23 protein-coding genes are annotated in these 25982 nt (G+C 34.7%); 12 read left to right on the top strand and 11 right to left on the bottom strand.

From position 1 onward, the window contains the following. The first annotated feature begins 109 nt into the window (after positions 1 to 109). The 6 genes from CF599_RS06595 (at position 110) to CF599_RS06570 (ending at position 3349) form a co-directional block, all read left to right on the top strand. Positions 110 to 619, top strand: a complete 510-nt coding sequence (locus CF599_RS06595; protein WP_371514456.1) for a DUF4920 domain-containing protein — start codon at positions 110 to 112, stop codon at positions 617 to 619. 2 nt (positions 620 to 621) lie between these two features. Next, on the top strand, positions 622 to 1083 hold the full coding sequence (locus CF599_RS06590; protein WP_254050249.1) for a hypothetical protein: 462 nt from the start codon (positions 622 to 624) through the stop codon (positions 1081 to 1083). Next, positions 1080 to 1745 (top strand): tRNA (5-methylaminomethyl-2-thiouridine)(34)-methyltransferase MnmD, encoded by a 666-nt coding sequence (gene mnmD, locus CF599_RS06585; protein WP_121965251.1) that lies wholly within the window; start codon positions 1080 to 1082, stop codon positions 1743 to 1745. The genes CF599_RS06590 and mnmD overlap by 4 nt, the downstream gene beginning before the upstream one ends. 267 nt (positions 1746 to 2012) lie before the next feature. Continuing rightward, positions 2013 to 2231 (top strand): hypothetical protein, encoded by a 219-nt coding sequence (locus CF599_RS06580; RefSeq protein WP_121965337.1) that lies wholly within the window; start codon positions 2013 to 2015, stop codon positions 2229 to 2231. Between the two features lie 142 nt (positions 2232 to 2373). Next, positions 2374 to 2766 (top strand): DUF4377 domain-containing protein, encoded by a 393-nt coding sequence (locus tag CF599_RS06575; protein WP_121965250.1) that lies wholly within the window; start codon positions 2374 to 2376, stop codon positions 2764 to 2766. A gap of 4 nt (positions 2767 to 2770) precedes the next feature. After that, on the top strand, positions 2771 to 3349 hold the full coding sequence (locus CF599_RS06570) for a GNAT family N-acetyltransferase (RefSeq protein ID WP_121965249.1): 579 nt from the start codon (positions 2771 to 2773) through the stop codon (positions 3347 to 3349). Between the two features lie 67 nt (positions 3350 to 3416). Here the strand turns inward: CF599_RS06570 and CF599_RS06565 are convergent, their stop codons facing one another. Continuing rightward, positions 3417 to 3977, bottom strand: a complete 561-nt coding sequence (locus CF599_RS06565; protein ID WP_121965248.1) for an AraC family transcriptional regulator — start codon at positions 3975 to 3977, stop codon at positions 3417 to 3419. Between the two features lie 423 nt (positions 3978 to 4400). Here CF599_RS06565 and CF599_RS06560 point away from each other — a divergent pair, with 423 nt between their 5' ends. Further along, a complete protein-coding gene (locus CF599_RS06560) occupies positions 4401 to 5921 on the top strand; it encodes an NAD(P)H-hydrate dehydratase (protein ID WP_121965247.1) in 1521 nt (506 codons plus the stop codon). Positions 5922 to 5992: 71 nt separating this feature from the next. Here CF599_RS06560 and CF599_RS19715 read toward each other — a convergent pair whose 3' ends face one another. Together CF599_RS19715 and CF599_RS06550 are read right to left on the bottom strand one after the other, a co-directional pair. After that, a complete protein-coding gene (locus CF599_RS19715) occupies positions 5993 to 6589 on the bottom strand; it encodes a hypothetical protein (RefSeq protein WP_216821870.1) in 597 nt (198 codons plus the stop codon). Between the two features lie 187 nt (positions 6590 to 6776). Continuing rightward, positions 6777 to 9602 carry an FAD-binding and (Fe-S)-binding domain-containing protein gene (locus CF599_RS06550; RefSeq protein ID WP_121965246.1) on the bottom strand — a complete coding sequence of 942 codons (2826 nt, stop codon included), beginning with the start codon at positions 9600 to 9602 and terminating at the stop codon, positions 6777 to 6779. 1060 nt (positions 9603 to 10662) lie between these two features. On the opposite strand from CF599_RS06550, the gene CF599_RS06540 reads away from it, so the two are divergent. The 4 genes from CF599_RS06540 (at position 10663) to guaB (ending at position 14900) form a co-directional block, all read left to right on the top strand. Continuing rightward, positions 10663 to 11682, top strand: a complete 1020-nt coding sequence (locus tag CF599_RS06540; RefSeq protein ID WP_121965244.1) for a quinone-dependent dihydroorotate dehydrogenase — start codon at positions 10663 to 10665, stop codon at positions 11680 to 11682. Positions 11683 to 11691: 9 nt separating this feature from the next. Beyond that, positions 11692 to 12318: a LysE family translocator gene (locus CF599_RS06535; RefSeq protein ID WP_121965243.1), complete on the top strand. Its 627-nt coding sequence runs from the start codon at positions 11692 to 11694 to the stop codon at positions 12316 to 12318. Positions 12319 to 12504: 186 nt separating this feature from the next. After that, positions 12505 to 13371, top strand: coding sequence for a hydroxymethylglutaryl-CoA lyase (locus CF599_RS06530; protein WP_121965242.1), 867 nt, complete (start codon positions 12505 to 12507; stop codon positions 13369 to 13371). A gap of 56 nt (positions 13372 to 13427) precedes the next feature. Beyond that, entirely contained in the window at positions 13428 to 14900 is a 1473-nt protein-coding gene (guaB, locus tag CF599_RS06525; RefSeq protein ID WP_121965241.1) for an IMP dehydrogenase, read from the top strand. Positions 14901 to 15100: 200 nt separating this feature from the next. Here guaB and nhaC read toward each other — a convergent pair whose 3' ends face one another. The 7 genes from nhaC to CF599_RS06490 form a co-directional block, all read right to left on the bottom strand. Continuing rightward, entirely contained in the window at positions 15101 to 16561 is a 1461-nt protein-coding gene (gene nhaC, locus CF599_RS06520; RefSeq protein WP_121965240.1) for a Na+/H+ antiporter NhaC, read from the bottom strand. A gap of 205 nt (positions 16562 to 16766) precedes the next feature. Beyond that, the gene (locus CF599_RS06515) at positions 16767 to 17540 is read right to left on the bottom strand and encodes a hypothetical protein (protein WP_121965239.1); all 774 of its coding nucleotides are present in this window, start codon (positions 17538 to 17540) and stop codon (positions 16767 to 16769) included. A 37-nt stretch (positions 17541 to 17577) separates the two neighbouring features. Then, entirely contained in the window at positions 17578 to 18399 is an 822-nt protein-coding gene (locus tag CF599_RS06510; protein WP_121965238.1) for a 5'-nucleotidase, lipoprotein e(P4) family, read from the bottom strand. Between the two features lie 185 nt (positions 18400 to 18584). Next, positions 18585 to 19520: a cysteine synthase A gene (gene cysK / locus CF599_RS06505; RefSeq protein WP_121965237.1), complete on the bottom strand. Its 936-nt coding sequence runs from the start codon at positions 19518 to 19520 to the stop codon at positions 18585 to 18587. Positions 19521 to 19543: 23 nt separating this feature from the next. Continuing rightward, positions 19544 to 20371, bottom strand: a complete 828-nt coding sequence (locus tag CF599_RS06500) for a serine O-acetyltransferase (RefSeq protein WP_121965236.1) — start codon at positions 20369 to 20371, stop codon at positions 19544 to 19546. A 542-nt stretch (positions 20372 to 20913) separates the two neighbouring features. Next, a complete protein-coding gene (locus CF599_RS06495) occupies positions 20914 to 22728 on the bottom strand; it encodes a chloride channel protein (RefSeq protein ID WP_121965235.1) in 1815 nt (604 codons plus the stop codon). Positions 22729 to 22803: 75 nt separating this feature from the next. Further along, the gene (locus tag CF599_RS06490) at positions 22804 to 23406 is read right to left on the bottom strand and encodes an ACP phosphodiesterase (RefSeq protein WP_121965234.1); all 603 of its coding nucleotides are present in this window, start codon (positions 23404 to 23406) and stop codon (positions 22804 to 22806) included. A gap of 97 nt (positions 23407 to 23503) precedes the next feature. Between CF599_RS06490 and glmM the strand changes: the two genes are divergently transcribed. Next, positions 23504 to 24892 (top strand): phosphoglucosamine mutase, encoded by a 1389-nt coding sequence (gene glmM, locus CF599_RS06485; RefSeq protein ID WP_121965233.1) that lies wholly within the window; start codon positions 23504 to 23506, stop codon positions 24890 to 24892. A 79-nt stretch (positions 24893 to 24971) separates the two neighbouring features. On the opposite strand, the gene CF599_RS06480 is transcribed toward glmM, so the two are convergent. After that, on the bottom strand, positions 24972 to 25655 hold the full coding sequence (locus CF599_RS06480) for a TIGR02117 family protein (protein WP_121965232.1): 684 nt from the start codon (positions 25653 to 25655) through the stop codon (positions 24972 to 24974). Positions 25656 to 25982: the final 327 nt, after the last annotated feature.

Genomic DNA, 25982 nt, shown 5'->3' with positions numbered 1-25982 from the left:
ATTTTTTACTGAAATTATAATAATCACTGAAAGATGTGTAGATAAAGTATTTCTTTTTGGTTTATTTTTTTGAGTTAATTTTGGAGTATTGTTTAACTTAACTTTTATCATGAGTAGAATTATAGCTTGTTTAGGTATTTTGGCCTTGGTTGTTACGGGATGTAAAAATCAAAACGAAAAAGAGGTTTCTCCTGTTGTAGCAGAAGTGAAGACTTACGAGTATTTTGGCGATAGTATTGCGATGACTGAGGTCTTATCTAAAGATGCTATGTTTAAAAAGTATCAAGAGTTAAAAGAAGGAGATACTATTAAAGTGCAATTCGAGACGACTATAAAAGAAGTTTGTCAAAAGAAAGGATGTTGGATGAATGTTGACTTAGGAGATAGTAAGGATGGTTTTGTGCGTTTTACAGACTATGGTTTCTTTGCTCCTATGAATGCTGCAGGGCACGATGTAGTAGTTGATGGTAAGGCTTTTGTAACAGTGGTTTCTATAGATGAGCTAAAGCACTATGCTAAAGATGCCGGTAAGACAGAGCAGGAGATTGCTGCTATAACTGAACCTAAAGTGACGTATGCGTTTACCGCTGATGGTATTGCTATCGCAAAAGATAAGTAGTTGTGAGAGGTATATTATCAGTATGCTTAGTATTAGCGCTATTAACTACCTTATATTCCTGTAAGAAAGAGGTCAATCCTAAAGAGACAGATATTCAGACAGTATCTAAAGACTCAACTTCCTTTAAGATGTATGAGATGTCTCCCTTAGCTTCTTTAATGGAAGAAATGCATGCACAAGGGGTAGTGCTTAAAAATAAAATAGAACAAGGAGATACAGATCTTGGAGCATTACCTGAGAAACATAAAGAAATCCGCACAGCTAGAATGACTGACCCTAGTGATGCAGATATGTTTTTTGAATATCAAGCGCAAGAGTATTTACGATTAGAACAGATCCTATACGAAAGTGTAGAAGGAGATAAAAAAGAACAGTTTAATAATATGATTAATTCTTGTCTAGCGTGCCATCAGAAGAAATGTGGTGGTCCTATTCCTAGAATTAAAAAACTTTTAATTAATTGAAAAGAAAAGTAATTACTACTTCAGATGGATCTACCTCTATAGAGATGGAAGAGTGGGGGGAGACCTATCACTCGATTCATGGGGCTATTCAGGAGGCTAGACACGTATATATAGAGAGAGGGTTTGATAAGATAGCTACCCCTGAAATTAAAGTATTAGAGATGGGCTTTGGTACAGGGTTAAATGCTTTTTTAACGCTAGTAGAAGCTCGTAAGAAAAACAAGGTTGTAGAATATCACAGTATCGAAGCTTATCCTGTAACAGAGGAGGAAAGCAAGGCTTTGAATTTTGAAGCACTATATGATATATCAGAAGATGAACAGTTGTTTAACCAAATGCATCAGTGTACATGGGATACAACGCATCAGATTACATCAGCATTTAAACTTCATAAGATACACAACACTTTTGAAGAAGCGGTTGTGAATCAAGAGTTTTTTGATGTAATCTACTTTGATGTTTTTGGATATCAGTTCCAACCTGATTTGTGGTCAGTAGAGATTTTCCAAAAGGTATATGATGCACTTAAATCAGGAGGAGTATTAGCTACTTATGCTTGTAGAGGACCTATTAAAAGGGCTATGAAGCAAGTAGGGTTTACTACCGAAAAAGTACCCGGACCTCCAGGTAAAAGAGAGATGTTAGTCGCATATAAACAATAAGACACTAGAGCCTGATGAGAAAACCTTATCAGGCTCTAATTATTTTAGGATATTGATAAAATTATATTATATCAATGAAGATGAGTTATTTATTGTATTTCATATTGAAGATAATGGATGTTTCTTGATTTATATAGGTTAAATGTTTATTATTACAATATTAAGTATATGTGATTTGTTTTATTTTAAGGTTAAGATTAATTATTTGTTTTTTATTTTAACATAAACAATGTAAGTTTGTTCATAGAAAAAGAAAAAATAGTAGCTATGAATAAACGAATGATGTTTGAACACAATATACATGTGCTTAGAAATGTCAGCTTTGATTCAGTATTGTTCTCTAAAGAATTAGATAAAGCAATACATACATTATTACCTTATGATGTAGAACGATTAGTTAATTGGGTTAATGAGTTCTTAGAAGACAAACCCCAACTTAAAGCGGAATTAGATAAAGAAATATTTGAAGAACTTACCTATGCTTAGGTAAGTTTTTTTTTGTTTATATCTTAGCTTGACCTGTGGTAGTAAGAGGCTAGTAAAAGATGGATTAGTCATAAAGTAGCAATAAAAACGCCATAATGTGGTTTTAATATCTATTTTTACGGAAGAAGAAAAAACATAAAGAATGAATAAAGTAGTTTTAGTACTAGCTATGTCACTTATAATCTTTGCTTCATGTAAAGAAGGAAAGACTGAGGAATCAACAAATCAAGAAACAGAACATACTGAAATACCACAAGTAGGTAATGTAGACGAAGTAGATGATGTAAAGGTACTGTATGTCGCATCTAAGCTAGATGACTGCGCAGGTATGGCTCCTAAGAAATGTATGATGGTGAAAGAGGAAGAAGATGCTCCTTGGGAAATTATGTATCAGGAGATAGAAGGGCTTAAGTATGAAGAAGGATATGAATATAAGATAGAAGTAAAAAGAGTCGAAATTCCTAATGCACCTGCGGATGCTCCATCATTTAGATATGTATTAGTAAGCGAAATATCAAAAGTAAAAAAGAATTAGTGCGATGAAAGATATTGTTTTAACGGATGACAGAGTAATTCTAAAACCTTTAGAAGCATATAACTATAATGATCTAGTGTGTTTCATTATTGAAGAACCAGAGATATGGAAGTTTGCAACTGTAGGTGTTAACGGGGCTGAGGATATGAGAGAGTATATCACTAGTGCTCTAGAAAGCAGAGATGCAGGAAAAGCTTACCCTTTTATTGTATATGATAAGATCACAGAACAATATGTAGGATCTACTCGATTTTATAATATCGACCATAAGAATAAATCCCTTCTGATAGGATATACTTGGTATAGTAAGAAGGCTCAGGGTACAGGTGTTAATAAACATTGTAAGTATATGATGTTTAAGTATGCCTTCGAAGTAATGGGGATGGAGAGAGTAGAGTTTAGAGTAGATAATATAAATGAACGAAGTAAAGTAGCTGTGCAAAGTATAGGATGTACACTAGAAGGCGTACTTAGAAGTGAAATCATTATTCACTCAGGACGTCGCCGTGATACTGCTATTTATAGTATGCTAAAAGATGAATGGCTTGACCATGCTAAGCAAGATTTAGAGAGTAAATTATAATCAATCTAGAACAAATAAAAAGACGAACTTTTATGAGAGTTCGTCTTTTTTATTAATTGTCTTTTGATTAAATTTTGTCTATTACTTTTCGTCTTTCAGCCCCAGTAGCTTTAAAGTGTGTAGGAGTTAGTCCTGTTACTTTTTTAAACTGTTTACTTAAGTGAGCGACACTACTGTAGTTTAATTGGAATGTAATCTCTTTTAAACTCAATTCATCGTATACTAGCAGTTCTTTTACCTTTTCTATTTTTAGGTGGATAAAATACTGCTCTATGGTCGTTGATTCTAATTGAGAGAATAATAAACTTAGTGCATGATAATCCATTTGCATTTTCTCTGCTATATATGCTGATAATGGTACCTGAAGATTAGCATCATGTTTTTGTACTAACTCGATCAGTATTGTTTTGATCTTATCTACTGTCTTGCTTTTTTGATTATCTAGCAATTCGAAACCTATTTTTTGAAGTTTACTTTCGATAGCCTTAAGTTGAGCACTTGTAAGTTCTTCTTTGATATCTACTTCTCCTAGTTCTATTTTGACAGGCGTAAATTGAGCTTCTAATAGCAGATTGTCTACCGCCATTTTACATCTTTCACACACCATGTTTTTTATGTATAGTTTCATTCGAGTACTTGATTAAAACTCAAAGATAGTAAATGTCAGTTGATAGTTAGTTATATATCCCTATTTACAGTGCATTGTACTGTTTAACTCAGATTCGCAATAGGCATATAAACGAAAAGTAATTATACAAAATAGCTCTGAATTAGCGATTCAAGCATGCTGTAGTGTGGTTTTAGAGCTAATGAAAGAGATATGAAGTAGTATTGCTTTGTAGTATTTGGCTAATGCGTAATTTGGGTTTAATGCTTTTTATAGTTAATAAGTATTTTTTTGATACTTATTCTATGTAATTTATAGTACTAGATATGCTTATTAAGATGTTCTTTCACAGTTAGATAATTCAGTGTTAGATTAGGATAATTAACGGTTTTCAATACTTGTAATTGCTATCTTTACTTATGATGATTAACTATAAATAACCATATGAAAATTTTCACCACTGCACAGATGCAAGCGTTGGATAAGGAAACTGTTGCCAACCAATATATTTCTTCATTCAAATTAATGGAGAGGGCTACCAATAAAGTCTTTGAAAAATTACAGACAAGATATAAGCTTTATCAAACGTCGTTTGTTATTTTCTGTGGAACAGGAAACAATGGAGGGGATGGACTAACCTTAGCAAGATTACTAAAAGAGGGAGGGGCAATGGTGAAGGTATTCTTAGTGCAAACTAAGAAATACAGTCCTGATAATGCACAGAATCAAGACTTACTTGAAGATAGAGATATTAATATAGAGAAGTTTACTACCAAGAGCAAGTTGAAGGTAAAGAAAGATGATGTAATTGTAGATGCTTTATTTGGTATTGGATTACACGAACCTTTAGAGGAAGAGTGGCGTCCTATTTTTGACTTTTTAAACGAGACTCCTTGTCTAGAACGCATCGCTATAGATATGCCATCAGGATTAATGGCTGATATTAGTACGCCTAAAGATGCTATCGTATTTAAAGCTGATGTAGTCTATACATTCCAGTTGCCTAAGACAGCATTATTATTGTCTGATGCAAAAGAATATGTCAAGGAATTAGAAATCTTAGATATAGGGTTAGATCTAGATTATATTGAGAATACGAAGTCTGATAACTACTTCGTGGAATCAGAGAAAGTAAAGGGGCTTATTAAAGTAGGAAGTAAGTTTAGTACTAAAGATGACTTCGGACGTGTATTATTAATCGGGGGGAGTAAAGGAATGATAGGAGCTGTTAATCTAGCTTCAAGAGCGGCATTATATACAGGTAGTGGAGTCGTTAGTGCGTATGTACCAAGCTGTGGAAATACAATAATGCAAACCGCTCTGCCAGAAGTAATGTGTAATACTTGCGATACACAAGATTTTATTACTACATTCCCTTCTATAGAGATGTATAATGCAGTAGGAGTAGGTTGTGGTATCGGGCAACACAAAGAGACAGCAACTGCTTTAGTCGCTTTTTTAAAAGCAAATAAGGAGAATAAATTAGTCATAGATGCTGATGCACTTAATATTATAAGTGAACATAAATGTCTAGATAAAGTACCTGCGGAGAGTATATTAACTCCTCACGAGAAAGAACTAAAACGCTTAATCGGAGCGTGGGAGAATGACTTTGATAAGATAGAAAAAGTAAAGGCATTAGCTAAGAAACACAATATCGTCTTTGTCTTAAAAGGAGCGCATACCATCACAGTAGCGCCTGATGAGACTGTGTACTTTAACTCTACAGGCAACTGGGGAATGGCGACAGCAGGAGCAGGGGATACACTTACGGGGATGATCACTTCTTTAGTAGGACAAGGTTATACAAGTAAGGAAGCTGCTATCATAGGTGTGTATTTACATGGGTTAGCAGGTGATATAGCTGTAGAAACGATACATCCACATAGTTTAGTAGCCTCTGATATTAGTAAACATATTAGTGATGCATATAATCAATTGCGTCTCGTAAAAGGGGATAGGTAATAAAGTATAGAATAAGTAAAAGCCCATATAGAATAACGTCTATATGGGCTTTTTATATAAAATTAAGATGCTTATACCTCTAGTTTTTTTAACCATTTATGAAGCATAATATCAAGACTAGTTTTACCATTACGATCATAGAATTCTAAAAAATTAAAGAGTAGTGATCTAAATACCTTCTTGCCTTTTTCTGTTAAATGCTTTTTATGGTACGTCATACGAATAATTCTATCTTTCTTATCTAAAGGATACTTTTTGAGCAATTTATGTTCAAAGCAAAACTTTAGAAAAACAACATTTTTGTCATAAAACTCTTCAAGAATAGTAGCTCCAGGACTCGTGTAAGTGATATCATATACAAAGTCATTTCCATCATAAGCATTTTGATAAATAGCATCTAACGATTCTACTTCACGTCCAATGGGAATAACATACATTAAATGATGCGCTTTCTTATCAACATAAACTTTTATGAGTTCAGGGTTGTCTAACAAACTACCTAAGAACTGATTGTTCTGCAAACACAACTGATTGTCATATAAAGCACCAAAAGCATTATTGTTACATGATAACCACCAGTTTCCATTATACATTGGTGTAAATGTTAATCTGCGTTCTTGATTATTTAGTTTATTGTAAATATCTATAAGGAATTCAACTGATGTCATATATTATATATGTTTATATTGCTTATTACTGACTGCTTATCATAATCTTTATCAATAGAATGGGATCCTTCGTTGCACTCAGGAGGACATAGCGAGTAGAAGTACTAGCTGTAAAAGCTGTTGTAATCACACCTATTAACCACGCACCGTAACCACAAACTGAAAATTCCTAATTCTCAATTCTTAATTACTTAGTTACTTCATCTATCAAGTAGAATATTGACTTAAAGTTGACTCCACCGTATTCTGTTAGACCGATCTCACAAGTACGACTTGTAGAGAATGCATCTTTTGCGTCAGTAGGTATTTGTTCTTTTAAGTGTCTATTACCGTGCTTGTTTAACTCAGGGAAAGTAAAACCTCTATCTCCCGCAAAACCACAACAGTTGCTATCTATGTAGTTTACTTTCTCCGCGCATAGTTTAGTTAGTTCTAAAAGTTTTCCTTCTAGACCTACTTTCTTTACAGAACATACAGGGAATACGCTAATCTCTTTACGAGGCTTGGTGACTGGTAATACTGGCATCACATAGTCTAACATAAACTCAATAGGATCGTGCATCTTTAGTTTTCCATCTTTATGCGCTTCGTAGAACGTATAGAAACAAGGACTCATATCAAATAACACAGGGTATTTCCCATCTTCTGAAGCTTTAAGTAACGCTAGCTCTAATTCAGAAGACTTAGTTAGCCCTTCTTCCTTAAAACCTTTACTGCTAAATGGCATACCACAGCACATTTTATTTACTTGCTCCGGATAGATAATCGTGAATCCTGCACGTTCAAGTAACTCCACTGTTTTAGCAGTTAAGTCATCATCAGACTTAGGGTAGTCTTTTGATTTTCCCATAGTTCTGTTGATACACGATGGGAAGTAAACTACTTTTCGCTCTTGCCCTTCATTAATGATAGATTCTGTTATCTTGTGTTTATTGCCTTTAGGCATTGCTACATTCCACTGAGGTATTTTGTTAGCTGATATCTTACGCATACCACTTGATACACTTGTCATTACTTTGTTGCCTAATAAGTTCTGAAACACACCTACTGTATTCAGTGCCTTACGACCCATAGAAGTTACACGATCCATATTCTCTACGAAGTACTCTGCATTCTTTCTATCCTTATCTGTTATGGCGCTATGGCGAATATCCTTAATATACTTTCCTGTATCTATCTTTACCGGACAGGCGATAGCACATAAGCCATCTGTAGCACAAGTCTCGTCGGCATAGTAGTGTGCACTGTTTACTAAGTTTTCTAGTTCTTCTGTGTTTTTACCTAAGTTTTTAAGTCTAGCTATCTCTCTACCAACTACGATACGCTGTCTTGGCGAAAGCGTTAACCCTTCAGAAACACAGTGTGATTCACAGAATCCACACTCGATACACTTGTCTACTATCTCATTCGTGGCAGGAGATGGTTTAAAATTCTCTAAGTGCACATTTGGATTTGTATTGATAATAACACCAGGGTTGACTAAACTATGTGGATCGAAGATAGCTTTAACCTTTAACATAATGTCATATGCCTGTTTACCCCATTCTTTTTCTACAAATGGAGCCATATTTCGACCTGTTCCATGTTCTGCTTTTAACGATCCATCAAATCGATCTACAACCAATTCAACTAGTCCATCCATTAAGCGAGCATATCTATCAATCTCTTGTTGTGTAGAGAAATCTTGTGAAAATACTAAGTGTAAGTTTCCTTCTAATGCGTGACCAAATAATACAGCATCATCATATTTTAATTCTGCAAATAATGCTTTCATCGCTATACAAGCATCTGCTAATTTCTCAATTGGGAAGGCGACATCCTCGATAATACAGGTTGTTCCTGTTTTTCTTAATGCTCCTGTAGTAGGTAGTAGTCCATTACGAGCCTTCCAGTTAAAAGCGTATTGTTGAGGTTTTGATGTGAACTCAAATGGTGTGTATGTAGGAATAGAAGTGATAGCGTCTCTGATCTGTTGTTGTTTAGTAGACATTTCTACTTCATTTTCTGCTTGTGCTTCTACTAACAGAATACACGCAGTATCAGGCAATGTTTTAAAATATGCAGGTGCTAATGCTTCGTCTTCAATAGACTTGATGCTATTTCTATCTAATAGCTCTACTGCAGCGACAGGGCTTTTCTTTAACAATGGAGCTGCTTGACAAGCTTTCTCTATTGTTTCAAATATCATTAATGTACACGCCTTGTGCTTATAGTTGATCACTGTGTTATAAGTGATATCAGAGATAAACGCTAATGTTCCCTCTGAGCCAATCATAATGTGTTTAATAATTTCAAACGGATCGTTGTAATCTATAAAGGCATTTAGGCTGTATCCTGTAGTATTTTTGATTTTAAACTTGCGTTCTATACGATCGTATAATGTGCGGTCAGTATAAATAGCATCTCTAAGACGTTCTATTTCTTTGATAATCTCAGGGTGCTTCTTAGTGAATTCTTTTTTGCTTTCTTCACTTGCAGTATCTAATACAGTACCATCGTAGATAACGATCTTGATATCTGCTATGGTATTATAAGAGTTCTGAGCAGTACCACAGCACATTCCACTAGCATTGTTCGCTGCGATACCACCGATCATTGCGGCGTTGATTGACCCAGGGTCAGGACCTATCTTACGACCATAAGGAGCAAGGATAATATTCGCTCTTCCACCGATGATACCCGGTTGAAACTTAGCTTGTAATCCGTTGTTTAAGATCTCATATTTTTTCCATTTATGTGTAGCTACCATTAGTACAGAGTCTGTCACAGCTTGTCCAGAAAGACTAGTCCCCGCTGCTCTATACGTAACAGATACATTGCACTTCGTAGCTGTCTTTAGTGTAGCTACAGCTTCTTCGTGATTGTGTACTTGAACAACAATCTTAGGAACTAGCTTATAGAAACTCGCATCTGTCCCATAAGCTAATAGCTGTATAGGATTAGTGATAATTCTCTCAGTATCTATATGGTTAGCTAGTTCATCCTTGAACTTCTGATATGGTAATGGTAACATAGTATAATCTTTTTTATCAAGCTACAATTTACAAAAACATATCTAGAGCAGGGCAGAGATATGTTTAGTTTATAGTGGGTTTAAATAAGGTGATTTTAGTAATTGAAATTATTACTACATTTAACAATACGGCAAAAATACGATTACTAAAACTCTTTTTTTGAGAGAAGGGCACTTTTGGGCAAAAATGACCTAAAAAGGGCAAAAAAGACCACTTTTGGCCTGAAATGGGTTCTTTTTTAAATTGTAATATATTGAAATTAAGTGCTTTATGTGGTTTAATACACCCATTCCTTCGGAAGGGCTTTGGAAGAATGCAGTAATTGTTCGGAAAGAGGGCCTGTTTTCCGAACAACTACAAAAGCCTTCCAAAACTCTTCCCGAACAAATCCATCATTGTACCCTTCTCATCCCTTTGTTTATAAAGGATTGTAGTCTATTTATATTTTACGACAAGTCTCCTAACTTTAAGTCGAGATAGGAAAAATTAGGCAAAAAATGGCAAAAAGTGGACTTTTCTTCCCCTTTGCTTAAAATTCCAATTTTAGTATCCCGACCTTTGCAAGTGTCTTGAAAGAGGTGAATAAGCAGAGGTTTCTTCCCGTTATTTGGAATACTATTTTATTGGGCAATGCGTGAGGTATTAGTGAGGTACGCTTGCTGAATCAGACCTCCTGAGCAGGAATTGGGCAGGGATACTGCAGTTATTCAGGAGATATCAGCAAGGGGATTTGTCATAGATGAAGAGAGGAGTGTACTATGTAATGCTGTGTAGTTCTTGTTTATATTATTTTGAAAGTAAGATATGTGGTATTGAGTTCAAAAAACAGTATTGAATAACAGGAGATTATTTGTAAAACAACCCTATCTGACGATATTCTTTTAATCTGTTATAATAGAAAAGTTACTAAGCGTTTAGGATAGAATATGAGGTTTTAATGTATTGAATTTTATTGATTTATTGTTTTACTGCTCTTTGTTAAAGAGTGCTATGAAATGAGGTGTTAAAACACTACCTTTGCACGAAATTTAGACACACAACAACACAAAGTAATCACGTATGTATAAAAGCATTATAAAGCCTATACTATTTAGGTTTGATCCAGAGAAAGTACACCATTTTACCTTCGGTGCTCTTAAGTTCGTTAATCGTATTCCTGGCGTATCCGCACTGATACGCGCTAACTGTCAAGTTGAAGATTCTCGATTAGAAAGAGAAGTTTTTGGACTGAAGTTTAAGAACCCAATAGGTTTAGCAGCAGGTCTAGATAAGGATGCTAAGTTATACAAAGAATTAGAGAACTTTGGTTTTGGGTTTATAGAGATAGGTACTTTGACTCCTAAGGGACAACCAGGTAATCCTGTAAAGAGATTATTCCGTCTAAAAGAAGACAATGGTTTGATCAACCGAATGGGGTTTAATAACGGAGGAATCGAAGAGGCTATAACTCGTCTAAAGAAAAATAAAGGAACGCTTATCGGAGGTAATATCGGTAAGAATAAGGTGACTCCTAATGAACAAGCGAATGAAGATTATGAGATTTGTTTTGAAGCATTGTTTCCTTATGTAGATTACTTCGTGGTGAATGTTAGTTCACCTAACACACCTAATCTACGTGCGTTACAAGATAAAGAGCCACTTAAGGCATTACTGCATGGTCTGCAAGTAAAGAATAATCAAAAGGATGCACCTAAGCCTGTGTTGCTTAAGATAGCACCAGATTTGACTGATGAGCAGTTGTTAGATATTATTGAAATAGTAGCCGAGACTAAGATAGCAGGTGTAATCGCTACGAATACAACAATAGATAGAAGTAACCTTAAATCGATACATCAACAAGAAACGGGTGGACTTAGTGGAAAACCATTGACTAAACGCAGTACTGAGGTGATTCGCTTCTTATCAGAGAAGAGTAATAAGGCATTCCCTATTATTGGAGTAGGAGGGATACACTCAGCAGAAGATGCTATAGAAAAATTAGAAGCAGGAGCAAGCTTAATACAGCTTTATACTGGCTTTATCTATGAAGGGCCTAGTTTGATCAAAAAAATCAACAAGGCATTATTATCTAAATATTAGAATTATATTATGTCAACAGAAGTATTGTATACTTTTTTTATTACTTGTTTTTTACTGATTATTACCCCTGGACCAGATATCTTATATGTGGTTTCTCAGAGTATTACTAGAGGCCGTAAGTACGGATATGCTGTAGTAGTAGGACAGGTGGGAGGTTTGTTGTTTCACTTGTCGTTATTTGCTTTTGGTATTTCGGCTTTGATTACACAGAGCGAGATTTTGTTTAAAGGAGTGAAGTTATTTGGAGCCTTATATTTGTTTTGGTTGTCTTATAAAGTATATCAAGAGGAGAATGTTATCGCGATAGATGAGAGTGGTGGTGGTGCTAATGACAAGACCTTTATGGGATTTGTGAGAAAGGGATTACTGATGAATGTATTAAATCCTAAGGTGATGATGTTCTTCTTAGCTTTGTTTCCAGGTTTTATTACGGAAGCGGCAGGTAATGTACAGAAGCAAGTATTTATACTAGGAAGTGTATTTATCACAGAGGCTGTAGTGATCTTCTTTATCATATGTAGTATAGCAGCGAAGCTTACTGATTACATGAAGAATAACAAGTCTGTCAATGTGTTTTTAAAGTGGATGCAAATTGTGGTATTTAGTGGATTGGGGATTTTCTTATTAGTAAGTTAGAAGAATTAAGATCTCTATTTTATAAATAAATTATATGAAAAGGTTCTAAGGATGATGTCTTTAGAACCTTTTTTTAATGGATATGATACAGAGAATCAACTAGATATTTTAGAATAAAAGTTTTGGGAATAAAATAAGGAGAAGGGCGTTGTAAAATTGTGTGTTTTCTGCTATATTTGAATTTATATGAAACCAGCAGTTAAGATTATAGAATGTCCTCGTGATGCTATGCAAGGCATCAAGATGTTTATCCCTACCGAGAAAAAAGTACAGTATATACAGTCGCTTTTAAGAGTGGGATTTGATACCATAGATTTTGGTAGCTTCGTATCTCCTAAAGCTATTCCTCAGATGGTGGATACGGCTGAATTATTAAGTCAATTAGACTTGAGTAAGACACAGAGCAAACTATTAGCTATTATCGCAAACACAAGAGGTGCAGAACAAGCTGCGGAACATAAAGAGATTAAGTATCTAGGATTTCCATTCTCTATCTCAGAGAACTTCCAGATGCGTAATACACATAAGACTATTGCAGAGTCTATTGTGACGTTAGATGAGATATTAAATATAGCAACGAAGACTGATAAAGAAGTAGTAGCCTATCTATCTATGGGCTTTGGTAATCCTTATGGAGATCCTTGGGATGTAGATATTGTAGGAGATTGGACTGAGAAGTTAGCGAAGATGGGAGTGAAGATACTTTCACTGTCAGATACAGTAGGTAGCTCTACACCAGAGGTAATAGATTATCTGTTTAGCAATCTTATACCGGCTTATCCAGAGATAGAGTTCGGAGCACATCTTCATACGACACCAGATAGTTGGTTTGAGAAGATAGATGCTGCTTATAAGGCAGGGTGTCTTCGCTATGATGGGGCAATTAAAGGATATGGAGGGTGTCCAATGGCGAAGGACGATTTGACAGGGAATATGCCGACAGAAAAAATGCTAAGTTACTTTACTGCAAACAAGGTAGATACTAATCTGAGCGCAATGTCATTTGAGAGTTCATACAACGAAGCACTAAAAATATTTAATTTTTTCCACTAAAGTTTTTTATTTAGTGGAAAAATAGTAAATTTGCGTGCAATTCAACGACATTGCACATGAAAGCACACACAACTAAAATCATCGGTCAAGGACTTACTTACGATGATGTATTATTAGTTCCAAACTATTCGGAAATACTTCCAAGAGAAGTAAGTTTAAAATCAAAATTTTCAAGAAACATTACCTTAAACGTTCCTATCGTATCTGCTGCTATGGATACTGTTACGGAAAGTGAGATGGCTATCGCTATGGCTCGTGAAGGAGGAATCGGAGTGATTCACAAGAACATGACAGCTGAAGAGCAAGCGAAAGAAGTTAGAAAGGTTAAAAGAGCGGAGTCAGGTATGATTATCGACCCTGTAACTCTTCCTCTAACAGCTACTGTAGGTGATGCTAAAAAAGCAATGGCTGAATTTGGAATCGGTGGTATTCCAATCGTTGATGACAACGGTATTCTTAAAGGAATCATTACTAATAGAGATATGCGCTTCGAGAAACAAAACGATAGAGCTATTACAGATGTAATGACTAAAGATAATCTAGTAACTGCAGCTGAAGGTACTACTTTAGAGCAAGCAGAAGAAATTCTTCAAGAGAAAAAAATCGAGAAATTACCAGTAGTAAATGCTGACTATAAATTAGTAGGGTTAATCACGTTTAGAGATATTACTAAACTGACTTTAAAACCAAACGCTAATAAAGATAAGTTCGGTAGACTACGTGTAGCTGCTGCTTTAGGAGTTACTGCAGATGCAGTAGATAGAGCACAGTTATTAGTTCAGGCTGGTGTAGATGCATTAATTATCGATACAGCTCACGGACACTCTCAAGGTGTAGTGGGAGTGTTAAAAGCAGTGAAAGCAGCTTTCCCACAGATCGATGTGGTAGTAGGTAATATCGCTACTCCAGAGGCAGCATTATTCTTAGTAGAGAATGGAGCTGATGCTGTAAAAGTAGGTATTGGACCTGGATCTATCTGTACTACACGTGTAGTAGCAGGTGTAGGGTTTCCTCAGTTCTCAGCTATTATGGAAGTAGCAGCTGCGTTAAAAGGAACAGGTGTACCAGTTATCGGTGATGGAGGTCTACGTTATACAGGAGATATTCCTAAAGCGGTAGGAGCAGGAGCTGATTGTGTTATGTTAGGTTCTATGTTAGCAGGTACTAAAGAATCTCCAGGAGAGACTATTATCTTCGAAGGTAGAAAATTCAAAGCATATAGAGGTATGGGATCTGTAGCAGCAATGAAACAAGGATCTAAAGATCGTTACTTCCAAGATGTGGAAGATGATGTGAAAAAACTTGTACCAGAAGGTATCGAAGGTCGTGTTCCTTATAAAGGAGAACTTAACGAGAGTATGTTACAGTTCATCGGAGGACTTAGAGCAGGTATGGGATACTGTGGTGCTAAAGACATCCCTACGTTACAGGAAGTAGCTAGATTCGTTCAGTTAACAGCTTCAGGTATCGGAGAGAGTCATCCTCATAATATCACTATTACTAAATCTGCACCTAACTATTCTAGATAGTAATTGGTTTACAGTTATCAGTTAACGGTTTACAGTTAGTAGAGACGCAATACTTTGCGTGTCAGCTAAGATATAAAATAACAAAAGGCTATTTCGTGAGAAATAGCCTTTTGTGTTTGATATAAGTTCTGTATATTATCTAATGCCAAAGGCACTAATTCTTAATTGAAACACCGTAGGCACAGATTCCTAATTCCTAATTATAACTTGACTGCATCTGCTAGTTTGCGTATTTTAATATTTAAAGCTACATATGTAAGTGATACAAAAGGAGAAATAATATTAAAGAATGCATAAGGTGCATACGTCATCGTATCAATACCTAGTACTCCTGCGTGATAAGCTCCACAAGTATTCCAAGGAATTAATACAGAAGTAACTGTACCAGAGTCTTCAAGTGTTCTGCTTAAGTTCTCAGGAGCTAGTCCTTTTTCTTTATATGCTTTAGAGAACATCTTGCCAGGTATTACTATTGATAGATATTGTTCAGAAGCTGTTAAGTTAACTACTACACAACTCGCCATTGTACTAGCGAATAATCCAAATACTGATTTGGCAATACTAAGTAATGTTTCTGTTATTTTCTTTAATGCTCCGATAGCTTCCATTGCTCCACCAAAGAACATTGCACAGATAATTAGCCATACCGTATTAAGCATACTCTTCATGCCTCCTGCTTCGAATAGACTATTTAAGCTTTCCATAGGAGATAAAATAGCGATATCTGTAGTGATGGCATTCATAAGCCCTCTGTATGCTGTAACAGGTGTTAGAGTCGTTCCTTCACCTACAAGTGCTACCGTGTCAGGTTGGAATATTAGAGCGAATACTGCACCTAATAATGTACCAAATAATAGTGCTAGTATAGGTTTAACCTTTTTTAGGATGATACCAATCACAATCACAGGAACAAGGAATAGCCATGGAGTGATATTAAATGTGTTTTCAATGGCTGTCAATGTTGCAGTCATATCAATACTCTCAGGCACATCTAGATTAAAGCTAATAACAATAAATATAATTAATGTAAGCACATAAGTAGGTATAGTGGTAAACATCATATATCTAATATGTGTGAATAGATCTGTACCTGTCATAGCAGAAGCTAAGTTAGTCGTATCCGATAGAGGAGATAATTTATCTCCAAAGTAAGCACCAGAGATAACAGCTCCACCTACAAGCCCCATTGATATACCCATCGCATTACCTATTCCTACAAGTGCAATACCTACCGTAGCAGATGTAGTCCAAGAGCTACCTGTGGCAAGAGAAATAATAGAACAGATGATAACGGTAGCAGGTAAGAATATATGTGGTTCTAGTATCTGTAGACCATAGTAAATCATCGTAGGGATAACACCACTCAATAACCAAGTCCCTGATAAGGCACCTACAAGTAATAAGATGTATATAGCACGGGTAGTCTCTCTTACATTCTTAGTAATCTTTTTGATGATGTCTTCGTAGTCTACTTTATTATATAGTCCAACTCCAATCGCTATAAGTCCTCCGATAAGTAGAACAAATTGGTTAGAGCCTTTTAAGGCAGCGCTTCCATAAACGAAAACATTAGTACCTAGTAGAGCAATTAGCACCACCATTGGAATTAAGGATTGAAACAGAGTGACTTTCTTTGGTTTTGGTTTTGAATCAGTATTCATGATTGTGTTTAAGGTTTATTAATGGAGTTCAATATACACATAAATCAATAAAAACTGATATTTGTCATATAATTTTTAATGCAAAAGCACATAATGACATTTTATTGCTAAATATGTAAAGGCTAGAGTTGATGAATGTGTATAAAAAAAGCCCCATAAAGTTAATTATGGGGCTTTGGTATTCGAAAGGTAAATAGTTTTACCGTTATTTGTTATATGTTACTGTAACAGGTAATGTACTCCCTCTCATTTCATAGTTGTAAGTAAGAGACAGTTGTCCGTTTCTAACTCCATTGATTGTACGAGGTGTATAATTTTTATCTTCAAATGTGATTACATTTCCTTTAATTGTACCTTTAGTTACTTTAGTATCTTTTAGTTTAAAGTATTCTGTTAATACAGCTTCATTTTCCGTAAGAACTAATTGATCTGCTTTCTCGACTGCATTATCACCAGGCATTTCTATGTAATTATGTGTCATTTCTCTATCTCCTAACTTATATGATAGTTTATCAGATGACCAAGTTCCTATGAATTGAGTAGGGTTAGAACTACCATAAGTTACTGTAACTGGTAATGTAGCACCTCTCATTGTGTAGTTATATGTTAGGGATAGTTGACCATTAATAATTCCATTGATTTTGCGAGGTGCATAATTAGGATTATCAAATGTAATCGTATTCTTAGTTACTGTTCCTGTAGTTATTACAGGATTTTCTTTGCCGATAAAGTACTCAGTTAATGTAGCTTTGCCATTAAGAATAACAAGTTTGTCAGTTTGGTACACTGCGTTTTCTCCAGGCATTTCTGTATAATTATGTGTCATCTCTTGAGTTCCATAAGTATAAGATAATTTGTCTGCGTACCATGTACCCTCTGCGTCAAAATCTGAGCGTAAAGGCTCATTATCATCACTAGAGCATGATGTGAAAGATAGGGTAGCGCCTACGAAAAGCACTAGAGCTATTAGTTTCTTCATTTGTATATTAAGTTGTTAGTTATTTGTTGTCTTGATGTTATTTAAAACCTTTTACGCTTTTGTTGTAGATTTTGTCTTTGTCTTCTTTAGTAAGGTCTTTTTTGTATTGGAATAGTGCCGCTTCCCAATCTCCGTAACCTGTGTTAGGTAACACGATAAATTTCTTACCAAAAAGTTCTTGATTAGACTTTACGTTTTGAAAACGTTCTTCTTGTGTCTTTTTATCAAAAGCAGTAGAGAAGTCAGATAAGTTATCCCCTAGTAACATCACTATTTCGTGAGTTTCACTAAGTTTTTGGCGTCTAGTTTCTTTACTTGATTCAGCTGTTCTTACGATTACATGAGCTTCGTCAACAAAAGGGTAGTTGTATTTAACCAAGTTTTTCATTGTACCTGGTTTGTCATTTTGGTTTCTATTCGTGATATAGAATACTTCAACACCTTTAGATGCCGCATAGTTAAAGAATTCCTGACTACCTAATAAAGGAATAGCTTCTCCTTTTTTAGTCCATTCAGTCCAAGTAGCTTGATCATAAGACTTTCCTTCTCTTGCTGTTTGTACAGCGTATGGAGAATTGTCTAGGAAAGTTTCATCTATATCCGTCACGATAGCAATAGGTTTACTGTGTTGTTCTGCAAGGATGCGATCTAGTTGTAAAGTAGCGATATTGAAAGCTTGTGCGCATAAAGCTTGATATTCAGCTGCATTTTGTTGGAATACTGCTGCATACAATTTACCATTTACTTCAATGTTATTTAATGCATTATCTGATGTAGTTGATGTTCCTTGAGGAACCGACTTACAGGCAGTAAGAGCTGTGAAGGCTAATCCTGCAATAAGAAAAGATTTTTTAAGCATGATATGTTTTATTATATTCTGTTACAAATACAAAAGTACAATATTTATCCGTAATTAAGTGGTGTTTATCTAAGATGAAGTGGCGAAAATGGTGCTATTAGTACTAGTGAATAATGACTTTTATGGATGCGAAGAGTATAAAAAAAGAGTGTCTCCGTATGAAGACACTCTATATAATATTTTGATTATTTTATTTCAGCAGCTTTCTCATCGAACAAGTCGCTAACAGACCAGTATCTTTCACCAGTATCATAGTTAAAAGTAAGGATTGTAGCTCCTTTCTGTATCTCAGGTAGTTTCTTAGCAATAGCTGCTAAAGACGTACCTGTAGAAACACCCGCTAAAATGCCTTCTTCACTAGCAATTCTATTAGTATATAGATAGGCTTCCTCTTTCTCAATGGTAATAATACCATCAAAGATATCTGTGTTGACTACTTTAGGTATAAAACCTGCACCAATACCTTGTAGAGGGTGAGGACCTGGTTTACCACCACTTAATACAGGAGAATTCGCAGGTTCTACAGCATATACTTTTAGGTTAGGGAATTTCTCCTTAAGAACTTCTGCTACCCCTGTAATGTGTCCACCTGTACCAACACCTGTGATTAGGTAATCAATACCTTCAGGGAAATCATTAAGGATTTCTTGAGCAGTAGTTTTACGGTGTATTTCAGGGTTAGCAAGATTATTAAATTGCTGAGGTACCCATGCATTATCCATTTGCTCTGCTAATTCAGTAGCTTTAGATACAGACCCAGAAGTACCTAATTCTTTAGGTGTAAGAACAAACTTAGCACCATAGGCAGCCATAAGTTTTCTGCGTTCGATACTCATAGATTCAGGCATCACTAGGATAAGTTTATATCCCTTAACAGCACAAGCCATCGCTAGACCTACACCAGTATTACCAGATGTTGGTTCAATGATAGTTGTGTTTTTATTTATTAATCCCTTAGCTTCAGCATCTTCAATCATTGCTAATGCTATACGATCTTTTAAGCTACCACCAGGGTTTTGCTTTTCTAATTTGATCCAAACATTTACATCACTAGGGAAGAGTTTGTTTATTTTGATATGAGGTGTATTACCGATAGCCTCAAGAATATTGTTTATTTTCATGACTTTTATAATTTTAAGTTCTACTAAATTATGAAATTTATTGGTTCTGGGTAATCTTCTTGGTCTTTTGAATAACTTTTACTTTTGCTATATATTATTGAATTAGGTTTTACACTTCTTGTTAACCATACATTACCACCGATGACAGTATCGTGCCCGATGGTAGTCTCACCACCAAGAATAGTTGCTCCGGAGTATATAATAACGTTATCTTCTATATAAGGATGCCTTCTAGTATTTGCTTTGTCTTTAGATACAGAAATAGCTCCTAAAGTTACTCCCTGATATATCTTTACATTTTTTCCAATTACACAAGTTTCACCAATGACAATACCAGTACCATGGTCAATACAAAAGTGTGAACCAATACTAGCAGCAGGGTGAATATCTATACCTGTTTTACTATGTGCATGTTCTGTCCATATACGCGGAAGGAGTATGACATTCTGGGTGTGTAACTGATGAGCAAAACGGTAGATGGAGATAGCATAGAACCCTGGATAAGCAATATATACTTCTTGTAAACAGGTTGCAGCAGGATCATTATCTAATATTGCTTGAGCATCAGATTTAAGCGTAAAAAATATTTGAGGTAAAGCACTGAAAAAGCCATCAGCAATCTTCTGTGATTTCTCAACATTATTATTAATATTAAAAACAATAGAGAGTAACTCTATTCTTAATGTAGCTAAGCGAATATTAATAGATTCTTCAGATAGATATTTCTTGTCTTCTAATTGAAATAAGAAGTGAAATAATGTATCTGTGAATTTCTCTATTCTGTGTTTGTCTAGGAATGATTGTGAACTTTCATTCTGTGTTAGTAGTTCTCTAACGAAATCACTTTGCATGAATATTTCTAGTTTGAATTAATTCAGTAGGAATTCTATAGTAATACTAGTAGTTTTGAGTATCTTATATTAAAAGGAATGCCTGCTTTGAATATTTAGTTTTTGAAAACACACACTATTAATTTTGTTTAAAAGTGCGATTGTACTGTAAATGTAAGGATTGTAATAGAAAGGATATAGTATGTTTAACAAAAATTTGATGTTATATAAGATTACATTAATATTAGTGGTTTACTCAGACATATAATGACAAAGTATCTATTTGGGATAATAGTTGTTAAAAACTAAAAATAGAACTTTTAACTCTACAATATTATATTATCTTTGTTAGAGAATTACAAAGGCGAAGTAATTCAATCAGTTATGTGTTTTGTTTCTGAAATAGATTTTTTATTTAATTTCTTTTGAGCTGGCTACTTAAAAAGAGATTTGGTTTTGTTGTTTTGTTGTTCTATTTCAAAATTTGTGAAACAAAGTAAAATACATACTAAAATAAAGAAGGCTTCTCGAAAGAGAAGCCTTTTTTGTTATAAGTTGTTTTCTTATTCTAATAGTAGTGACTTTAGGTTCTTACGATAAGCTTCCATCAGTTCCGCTTTCATAATATACCCTATATATTTTTTGTTTTCTTGAACAAGGACGAACTCTAGGTGATTAGTCTCTAGTGTTTGCATTATTATTTTAGTAGAATCATTTTTAGACACAACGATGGCTGTATCTATTAGATCTTTTATGGGAGTGAACTTAGTTTGAAAGCCATTAAAAATAATAGGGCGTACATTATCTAAGTTTATAATACCAACAATCTTTTCCTCTAAATCTATAATGGGAATAAAAGTTTGTTTGGTATGAGCGAAGATATCTACTACTGAGGCAGTAGTATCTTGCATAGTCAATGTCTTTATTTCATTTTTGATATAATCAGTAGCTATAATTGTATTTAAGATATTAGAGTCCTTATCAGAAGTAAAGACCATACCTGTAGTTGCTATTGATTTGATATCCATAGAGTACTTTTCCATATGCTTAGAAATAGCAAAACTAATAGAAGATACGATAAGTAAAGGAACCATTAGTCCATATCCTCCTGTTATTTCTGCGATTAAGAATATTCCTGTTAACGGAGCGTGAAATAACCCACTTATGACTGCTGCCATCCCAACTACCGTAAAGTTCTGTACAGGTATATCTTTAAGACCTACTAACTGTAATAGTTTTGATAATGCAAAACCTAAATAAGAACCTACAAATAACGATGGTGCAAAATTACCTCCATTACCACCACTTCCCATTGTTAGTCCTACTGCATATGTTTTTACTAATGCTGCTCCTGCTACAAATAAAAGTAACACCCACTGATTACTAGAAAAGTCAGCTAGTAATGTGTTATGTAAGATTGCTTGAGGTTTATCGCTAGTTAGTACTTTAATGCTTTCATATCCTTCTCCAAATAATGTAGGAAATAAGAATATCAGAACAGCTAACATTGATGCTCCTATCAATGCCTTCTTGTATGCTCCAAAGCGGAGATTAGAGATATAGTGTTCTGTTTTTCTAAACATTCTAGCGTGGTAGACACAAAAGAACCCAGATAGTATCCCTAATAAGATATAGTATATCGTGTTGCCCGTGTCAAAAACTAATTGATTCTTAAACGACAGTAAGATGTCTTCCTTTATAATAAGGTTAGTGACAATAGTACCTGTGGCTGCAGAAATCATAATAGGAATAAAGGCAGAAACAGATACATCAACTAAGATAATCTCAATAGCAAATAACACACCTGCTATAGGAGCATTAAAGGCTGCTGATACCCCAGCTGCGACACCACATCCTAATAATAGTATCCGGTCTTTATAGTTTAGCTTGTAGTTCTGAGCATAGTTAGACCCAAAGGCAGCCCCTGTAATAGCAATAGGAGATTCAAGTCCAAGTGACCCTCCCATACCTACAGTAAGTGAACTCGTGATAATCTGTGAGTACATCTGCTTACGTGGCATTATACCAGATTTTTTGGCTACTGCTATCATAATCTGATACGTACCTTTCTCTATAGAACCATTTAAGAATTTGCGAATAATAAATACAGTTAGTAAGATACCTATGATAGGTAGGATACTATTCATATAAGGCAAGTGAGAGATATTATCAATATAAGTAGCAAGCTTAAATACGTTATGAGCAAAATACTTTAGGACAGTAACCGCAACAGCAGAAGATGCACCTACTAAAACACAAGATAAATATAAGAATTGCCGATTGCTCAAGATGGACTTCAGAAAGAATAGAATTCCTTCTGAGTACTTGAATACTTGATTAGCGTAATACTTTATTTTCTTTGGACTTTTCATTTTCATAATGCAAAAATAGTGTAAAAGGTGAGCCTTAAACAACAGTAAGCTAATTTTGTTTTTATAAAAACTAAAGATAACTTATAACTTTAATAAGTAACGATCTGTTTGTTTGAAAAGTACTAAGTGATCTTGTAATTCTTTAAAAAATGCCGTAAAATGTGTTTCGAATACTTTATAGTGCTCTAAAAGTTCTGTTGTGCCTAATGCCATTTTAGACGTTCCCTTCGATCTTCTATCCATTTGAGTCAAAATATACTTTAAGCCTTCGATAGATCTATATTTCATAAGCCAATCTTCTTTTAACATAATGTGTAGGAACAATTGTACTCTAGGAGGTAAAATGTCAAAATTGTCTTCTAGGGATGTATAGAAGGTCTGTGTATATTCTTCTAATGGAATATCACAGTAATCATCCCAATTCTTAGCGAGATAGTGATCATAGTACATATCGATTAATACAGCTGCATAATGGTTGTATTGAGGGACTATAAGCTTTTTACTAGCTCTCCATATTGGGTGTGCATCTGTATAAGTATCTATTTCTCTGTGTAGGATAACACCTTGTTGGACTCTAGGTGGGTAGTTTAAATAATCTTTTCCTCTAATACTATCTGCTACGAAGTTCCCTATTTTAAGTAGAGTGTCATTTTCAGAAAGGAATATATGTGCTAAGAAGTTCATAATATAGGTTTGTTTATAAACATACGCTATTTTCTAAACTTGTTCAAGCTCTCTCGCATATAATTATTTATCTTTGTGCTACTAAAAATATGTAATTATGACATTGATTAAATCTATATCAGGTATACGTGGAACTATAGGTGGTAAAGTGGGAGATAACCTTACACCAATAGATGCAGTAAAATTTGCATCTGCTTATGGAACCTTCCTTAAAAACAATTCTCAAAAAGAAAATCTAAAAGTAGTTATCGGTAGAGATGCACGTATTTCAGGACCGATGATTCATAATTTAGTAGTGAATACGTTAATAGGACTAGGTATCGATGTAATAGACTTGGGGTTATCTACTACTCCTACAGTAGAGATAGCTGTTCCTTTAGAGAAAGCAGATGGAGGTATTATCCTAACAGCTTCTCATAATCCAAAACAATGGAATGCTCTAAAACTTCTAAATAGTAAAGGAGAGTTCTTAAGTGGAGCTGAGGGACAAATCATATTAGAGTTAGCGGATAAAGACGCATTTGATTTTGCAGATGTAGATAATCTAGGAAAAGTAGTGTTTAAGAATGACTATATGGAGATCCATATAGAAGAGATATTAAAGTTAAAACTAGTAGATGTAGAAGCTATTAAAAAACGCAAGTTTAAAGTAGTAGTAGATGCTGTTAACTCATCAGGAGGAATTATTATTCCTGCCTTATTGAGAAAACTAGGAGTAGAAGTAGTTGAATTATACTGTGAGCCAAACGGTCACTTCCCTCATAATCCAGAACCTCTTAAAGAACATTTAGGAGATATCTGTGCTTTAGTGAAGAAAGAGAATGCAGACTTCGGTGTAGTAGTAGATCCAGATGTAGATCGTCTAGCTTTCATTTCTAATGATGGAGAGATGTTCGGAGAAGAATATACATTAGTAGCCGTAGCGGATTATGTATTAAGTAAGACTCCAGGTAATACAGTATCTAACTTATCATCTTCTCGTGCTTTAAGAGATATTACTACTAAACACGGTGGTACATATAATGCTTCTGCAGTAGGAGAGGTGAACGTTGTAGAGCTTATGAAAGCAACTAATGCTATCATCGGTGGAGAAGGTAATGGTGGTATCATCTATCCTGAGACGCACTATGGACGTGATTCTATCGTAGGGGTAGCTTTATTCTTAACACATTTATCTAACTTAGATATGACTGTAGCAGAATTAAGAGCTTCTTATCCTCAGTATTATATGAGTAAAAATAAGATAGAACTTACTCCTAAGTTAAATGTAGATATGATCTTAGAGCAAATAGCTGAAAACTATAAGAATCAAGAGATATCTACTGTGGATGGTGTGAAGATTGACTTCCCTTCTTCGTGGGTACACTTGAGAAAATCAAATACAGAACCTATTATTCGTATTTATACAGAAGCAGGTACACAAGAGGATGCAGATAGTCTAGCTTTGCGTATGATCGAAGAACTAAAAGTAATCGCAGGAATCTAATCAAATAAAGAGATTTATAAACAATAAAGGGAACCTATTGGTTCCCTTTATTGTTATATTAGTTTACTAATAGTAAGACTTATTCGTATTTTCTAAAGATTCCTTCTTGGAAGGGTGTCCATAGACAAGCTCTCATCTTAGCTAGCTTTAGCCCTGAGTTAGCCCAACTGTTACATGTGTGTAAAAAGCTATAATTACCTTCTCCTTCATAGAATGAATCATCCATACCATATACCTTATCTGTTACGATATTGATGACTTGTCCATTAGTATCTCTTTTAAAAGAAGCACGTGCATAATCTATTAAGGCTTGGTACTGTTTTTTAGAAATAGTTATCTTACGTGTGTCTTCCCCTTCAGTTATAGTTGGCAAAAACGTAGTATGCATAGCTGTAGTTCCTAATCCAAAAGCAGCATTTACTGCTATATCTAGTTTAACGTGTGCCCAATCTTCTACATCTAAGAAGAATCCCTTATCACCCCAGCCCAGTGCTACATAATTATAGTCTGTGCGTTGACTTTTAGTATGCTCGAACTTTAGTTCCTCACTCCAGTCTATAAGCTCTGATTTAATAGGAAATACATAGTCTGTGTGCATACCATTAGTATGGATGTACATAGTGATTTCGCTAGGTTCACTTTGCTCTTTATTGACTGTAATACTAGACAATCCTCTAGCAGCTAGAAAGTAAACGAGAATAAAGATAATAAAAGTAATGACTAGCATTAGTATTACTTTAAGTGACTTCTTGATATATTTCATAAATGTAGTTTTAACCCAGATTATGTTGTAGACATATAAAAGAAAAGTAATTATACAAAATAGGTCTGAATTAGTGATAAAAGCATACTGTAGTATGGTTTTAGAGCTAATGAAAGAGCTATAAAGTAGAATTTCTTTGTAGTATTTGGCTAATGCGTAATGTGGGTTTAATATAATTAAAGCTAATTTATAACTATTTACGGTAAGTATGGATCAATCTCAAAAGTTGTGTGTGAATTAAAAACTACAGATCTTTGTAATGATAAATAATAAACGTGGAAAACTATATTGAGTTTATAAAAATGATTTTACCTGAGTTTTTAGTAG

This window comes from Myroides sp. N17-2 (assembly GCF_002286775.1).
In the GTDB taxonomy this organism is placed as follows: domain Bacteria; phylum Bacteroidota; class Bacteroidia; order Flavobacteriales; family Flavobacteriaceae; genus Flavobacterium.
This window is presented reverse-complemented; position numbering and strand designations above follow the sequence as displayed.

What these genes read in the sequence shown, in the direction of transcription:
- CF599_RS06595 (WP_371514456.1), top strand. Translation starts at nt 110, where the DNA reads ATGAGTAGAATTATAGCTTGTTTAGGTATTTTGGCCTTGGTTGTTACG.
- CF599_RS06580 (WP_121965337.1), top strand. Translation starts at nt 2,013, where the DNA reads ATGAATAAACGAATGATGTTTGAACACAATATACATGTGCTTAGAAAT.
- CF599_RS06575 (WP_121965250.1), top strand. Translation starts at nt 2,374, where the DNA reads ATGAATAAAGTAGTTTTAGTACTAGCTATGTCACTTATAATCTTTGCT.
- CF599_RS06570 (WP_121965249.1), top strand. Translation starts at nt 2,771, where the DNA reads ATGAAAGATATTGTTTTAACGGATGACAGAGTAATTCTAAAACCTTTA.
- CF599_RS06565 (WP_121965248.1), bottom strand. Translation starts at nt 3,977, where the DNA reads ATGAAACTATACATAAAAAACATGGTGTGTGAAAGATGTAAAATGGCG.
- CF599_RS06560 (WP_121965247.1), top strand. Translation starts at nt 4,401, where the DNA reads ATGAAAATTTTCACCACTGCACAGATGCAAGCGTTGGATAAGGAAACT.
- CF599_RS19715 (WP_216821870.1), bottom strand. Translation starts at nt 6,589, where the DNA reads ATGACATCAGTTGAATTCCTTATAGATATTTACAATAAACTAAATAAT.
- CF599_RS06550 (WP_121965246.1), bottom strand. Translation starts at nt 9,602, where the DNA reads ATGTTACCATTACCATATCAGAAGTTCAAGGATGAACTAGCTAACCAT.
- CF599_RS06540 (WP_121965244.1), top strand. Translation starts at nt 10,663, where the DNA reads ATGTATAAAAGCATTATAAAGCCTATACTATTTAGGTTTGATCCAGAG.
- CF599_RS06535 (WP_121965243.1), top strand. Translation starts at nt 11,692, where the DNA reads ATGTCAACAGAAGTATTGTATACTTTTTTTATTACTTGTTTTTTACTG.
- CF599_RS06530 (WP_121965242.1), top strand. Translation starts at nt 12,505, where the DNA reads ATGAAACCAGCAGTTAAGATTATAGAATGTCCTCGTGATGCTATGCAA.
- guaB (WP_121965241.1), top strand. Translation starts at nt 13,428, where the DNA reads ATGAAAGCACACACAACTAAAATCATCGGTCAAGGACTTACTTACGAT.
- nhaC (WP_121965240.1), bottom strand. Translation starts at nt 16,561, where the DNA reads ATGAATACTGATTCAAAACCAAAACCAAAGAAAGTCACTCTGTTTCAA.
- CF599_RS06515 (WP_121965239.1), bottom strand. Translation starts at nt 17,540, where the DNA reads ATGAAGAAACTAATAGCTCTAGTGCTTTTCGTAGGCGCTACCCTATCT.
- CF599_RS06510 (WP_121965238.1), bottom strand. Translation starts at nt 18,399, where the DNA reads ATGCTTAAAAAATCTTTTCTTATTGCAGGATTAGCCTTCACAGCTCTT.
- cysK (WP_121965237.1), bottom strand. Translation starts at nt 19,520, where the DNA reads ATGAAAATAAACAATATTCTTGAGGCTATCGGTAATACACCTCATATC.
- CF599_RS06500 (WP_121965236.1), bottom strand. Translation starts at nt 20,371, where the DNA reads ATGCAAAGTGATTTCGTTAGAGAACTACTAACACAGAATGAAAGTTCA.
- CF599_RS06495 (WP_121965235.1), bottom strand. Translation starts at nt 22,728, where the DNA reads ATGAAAATGAAAAGTCCAAAGAAAATAAAGTATTACGCTAATCAAGTA.
- CF599_RS06490 (WP_121965234.1), bottom strand. Translation starts at nt 23,406, where the DNA reads ATGAACTTCTTAGCACATATATTCCTTTCTGAAAATGACACTCTACTT.
- glmM (WP_121965233.1), top strand. Translation starts at nt 23,504, where the DNA reads ATGACATTGATTAAATCTATATCAGGTATACGTGGAACTATAGGTGGT.
- CF599_RS06480 (WP_121965232.1), bottom strand. Translation starts at nt 25,655, where the DNA reads ATGAAATATATCAAGAAGTCACTTAAAGTAATACTAATGCTAGTCATT.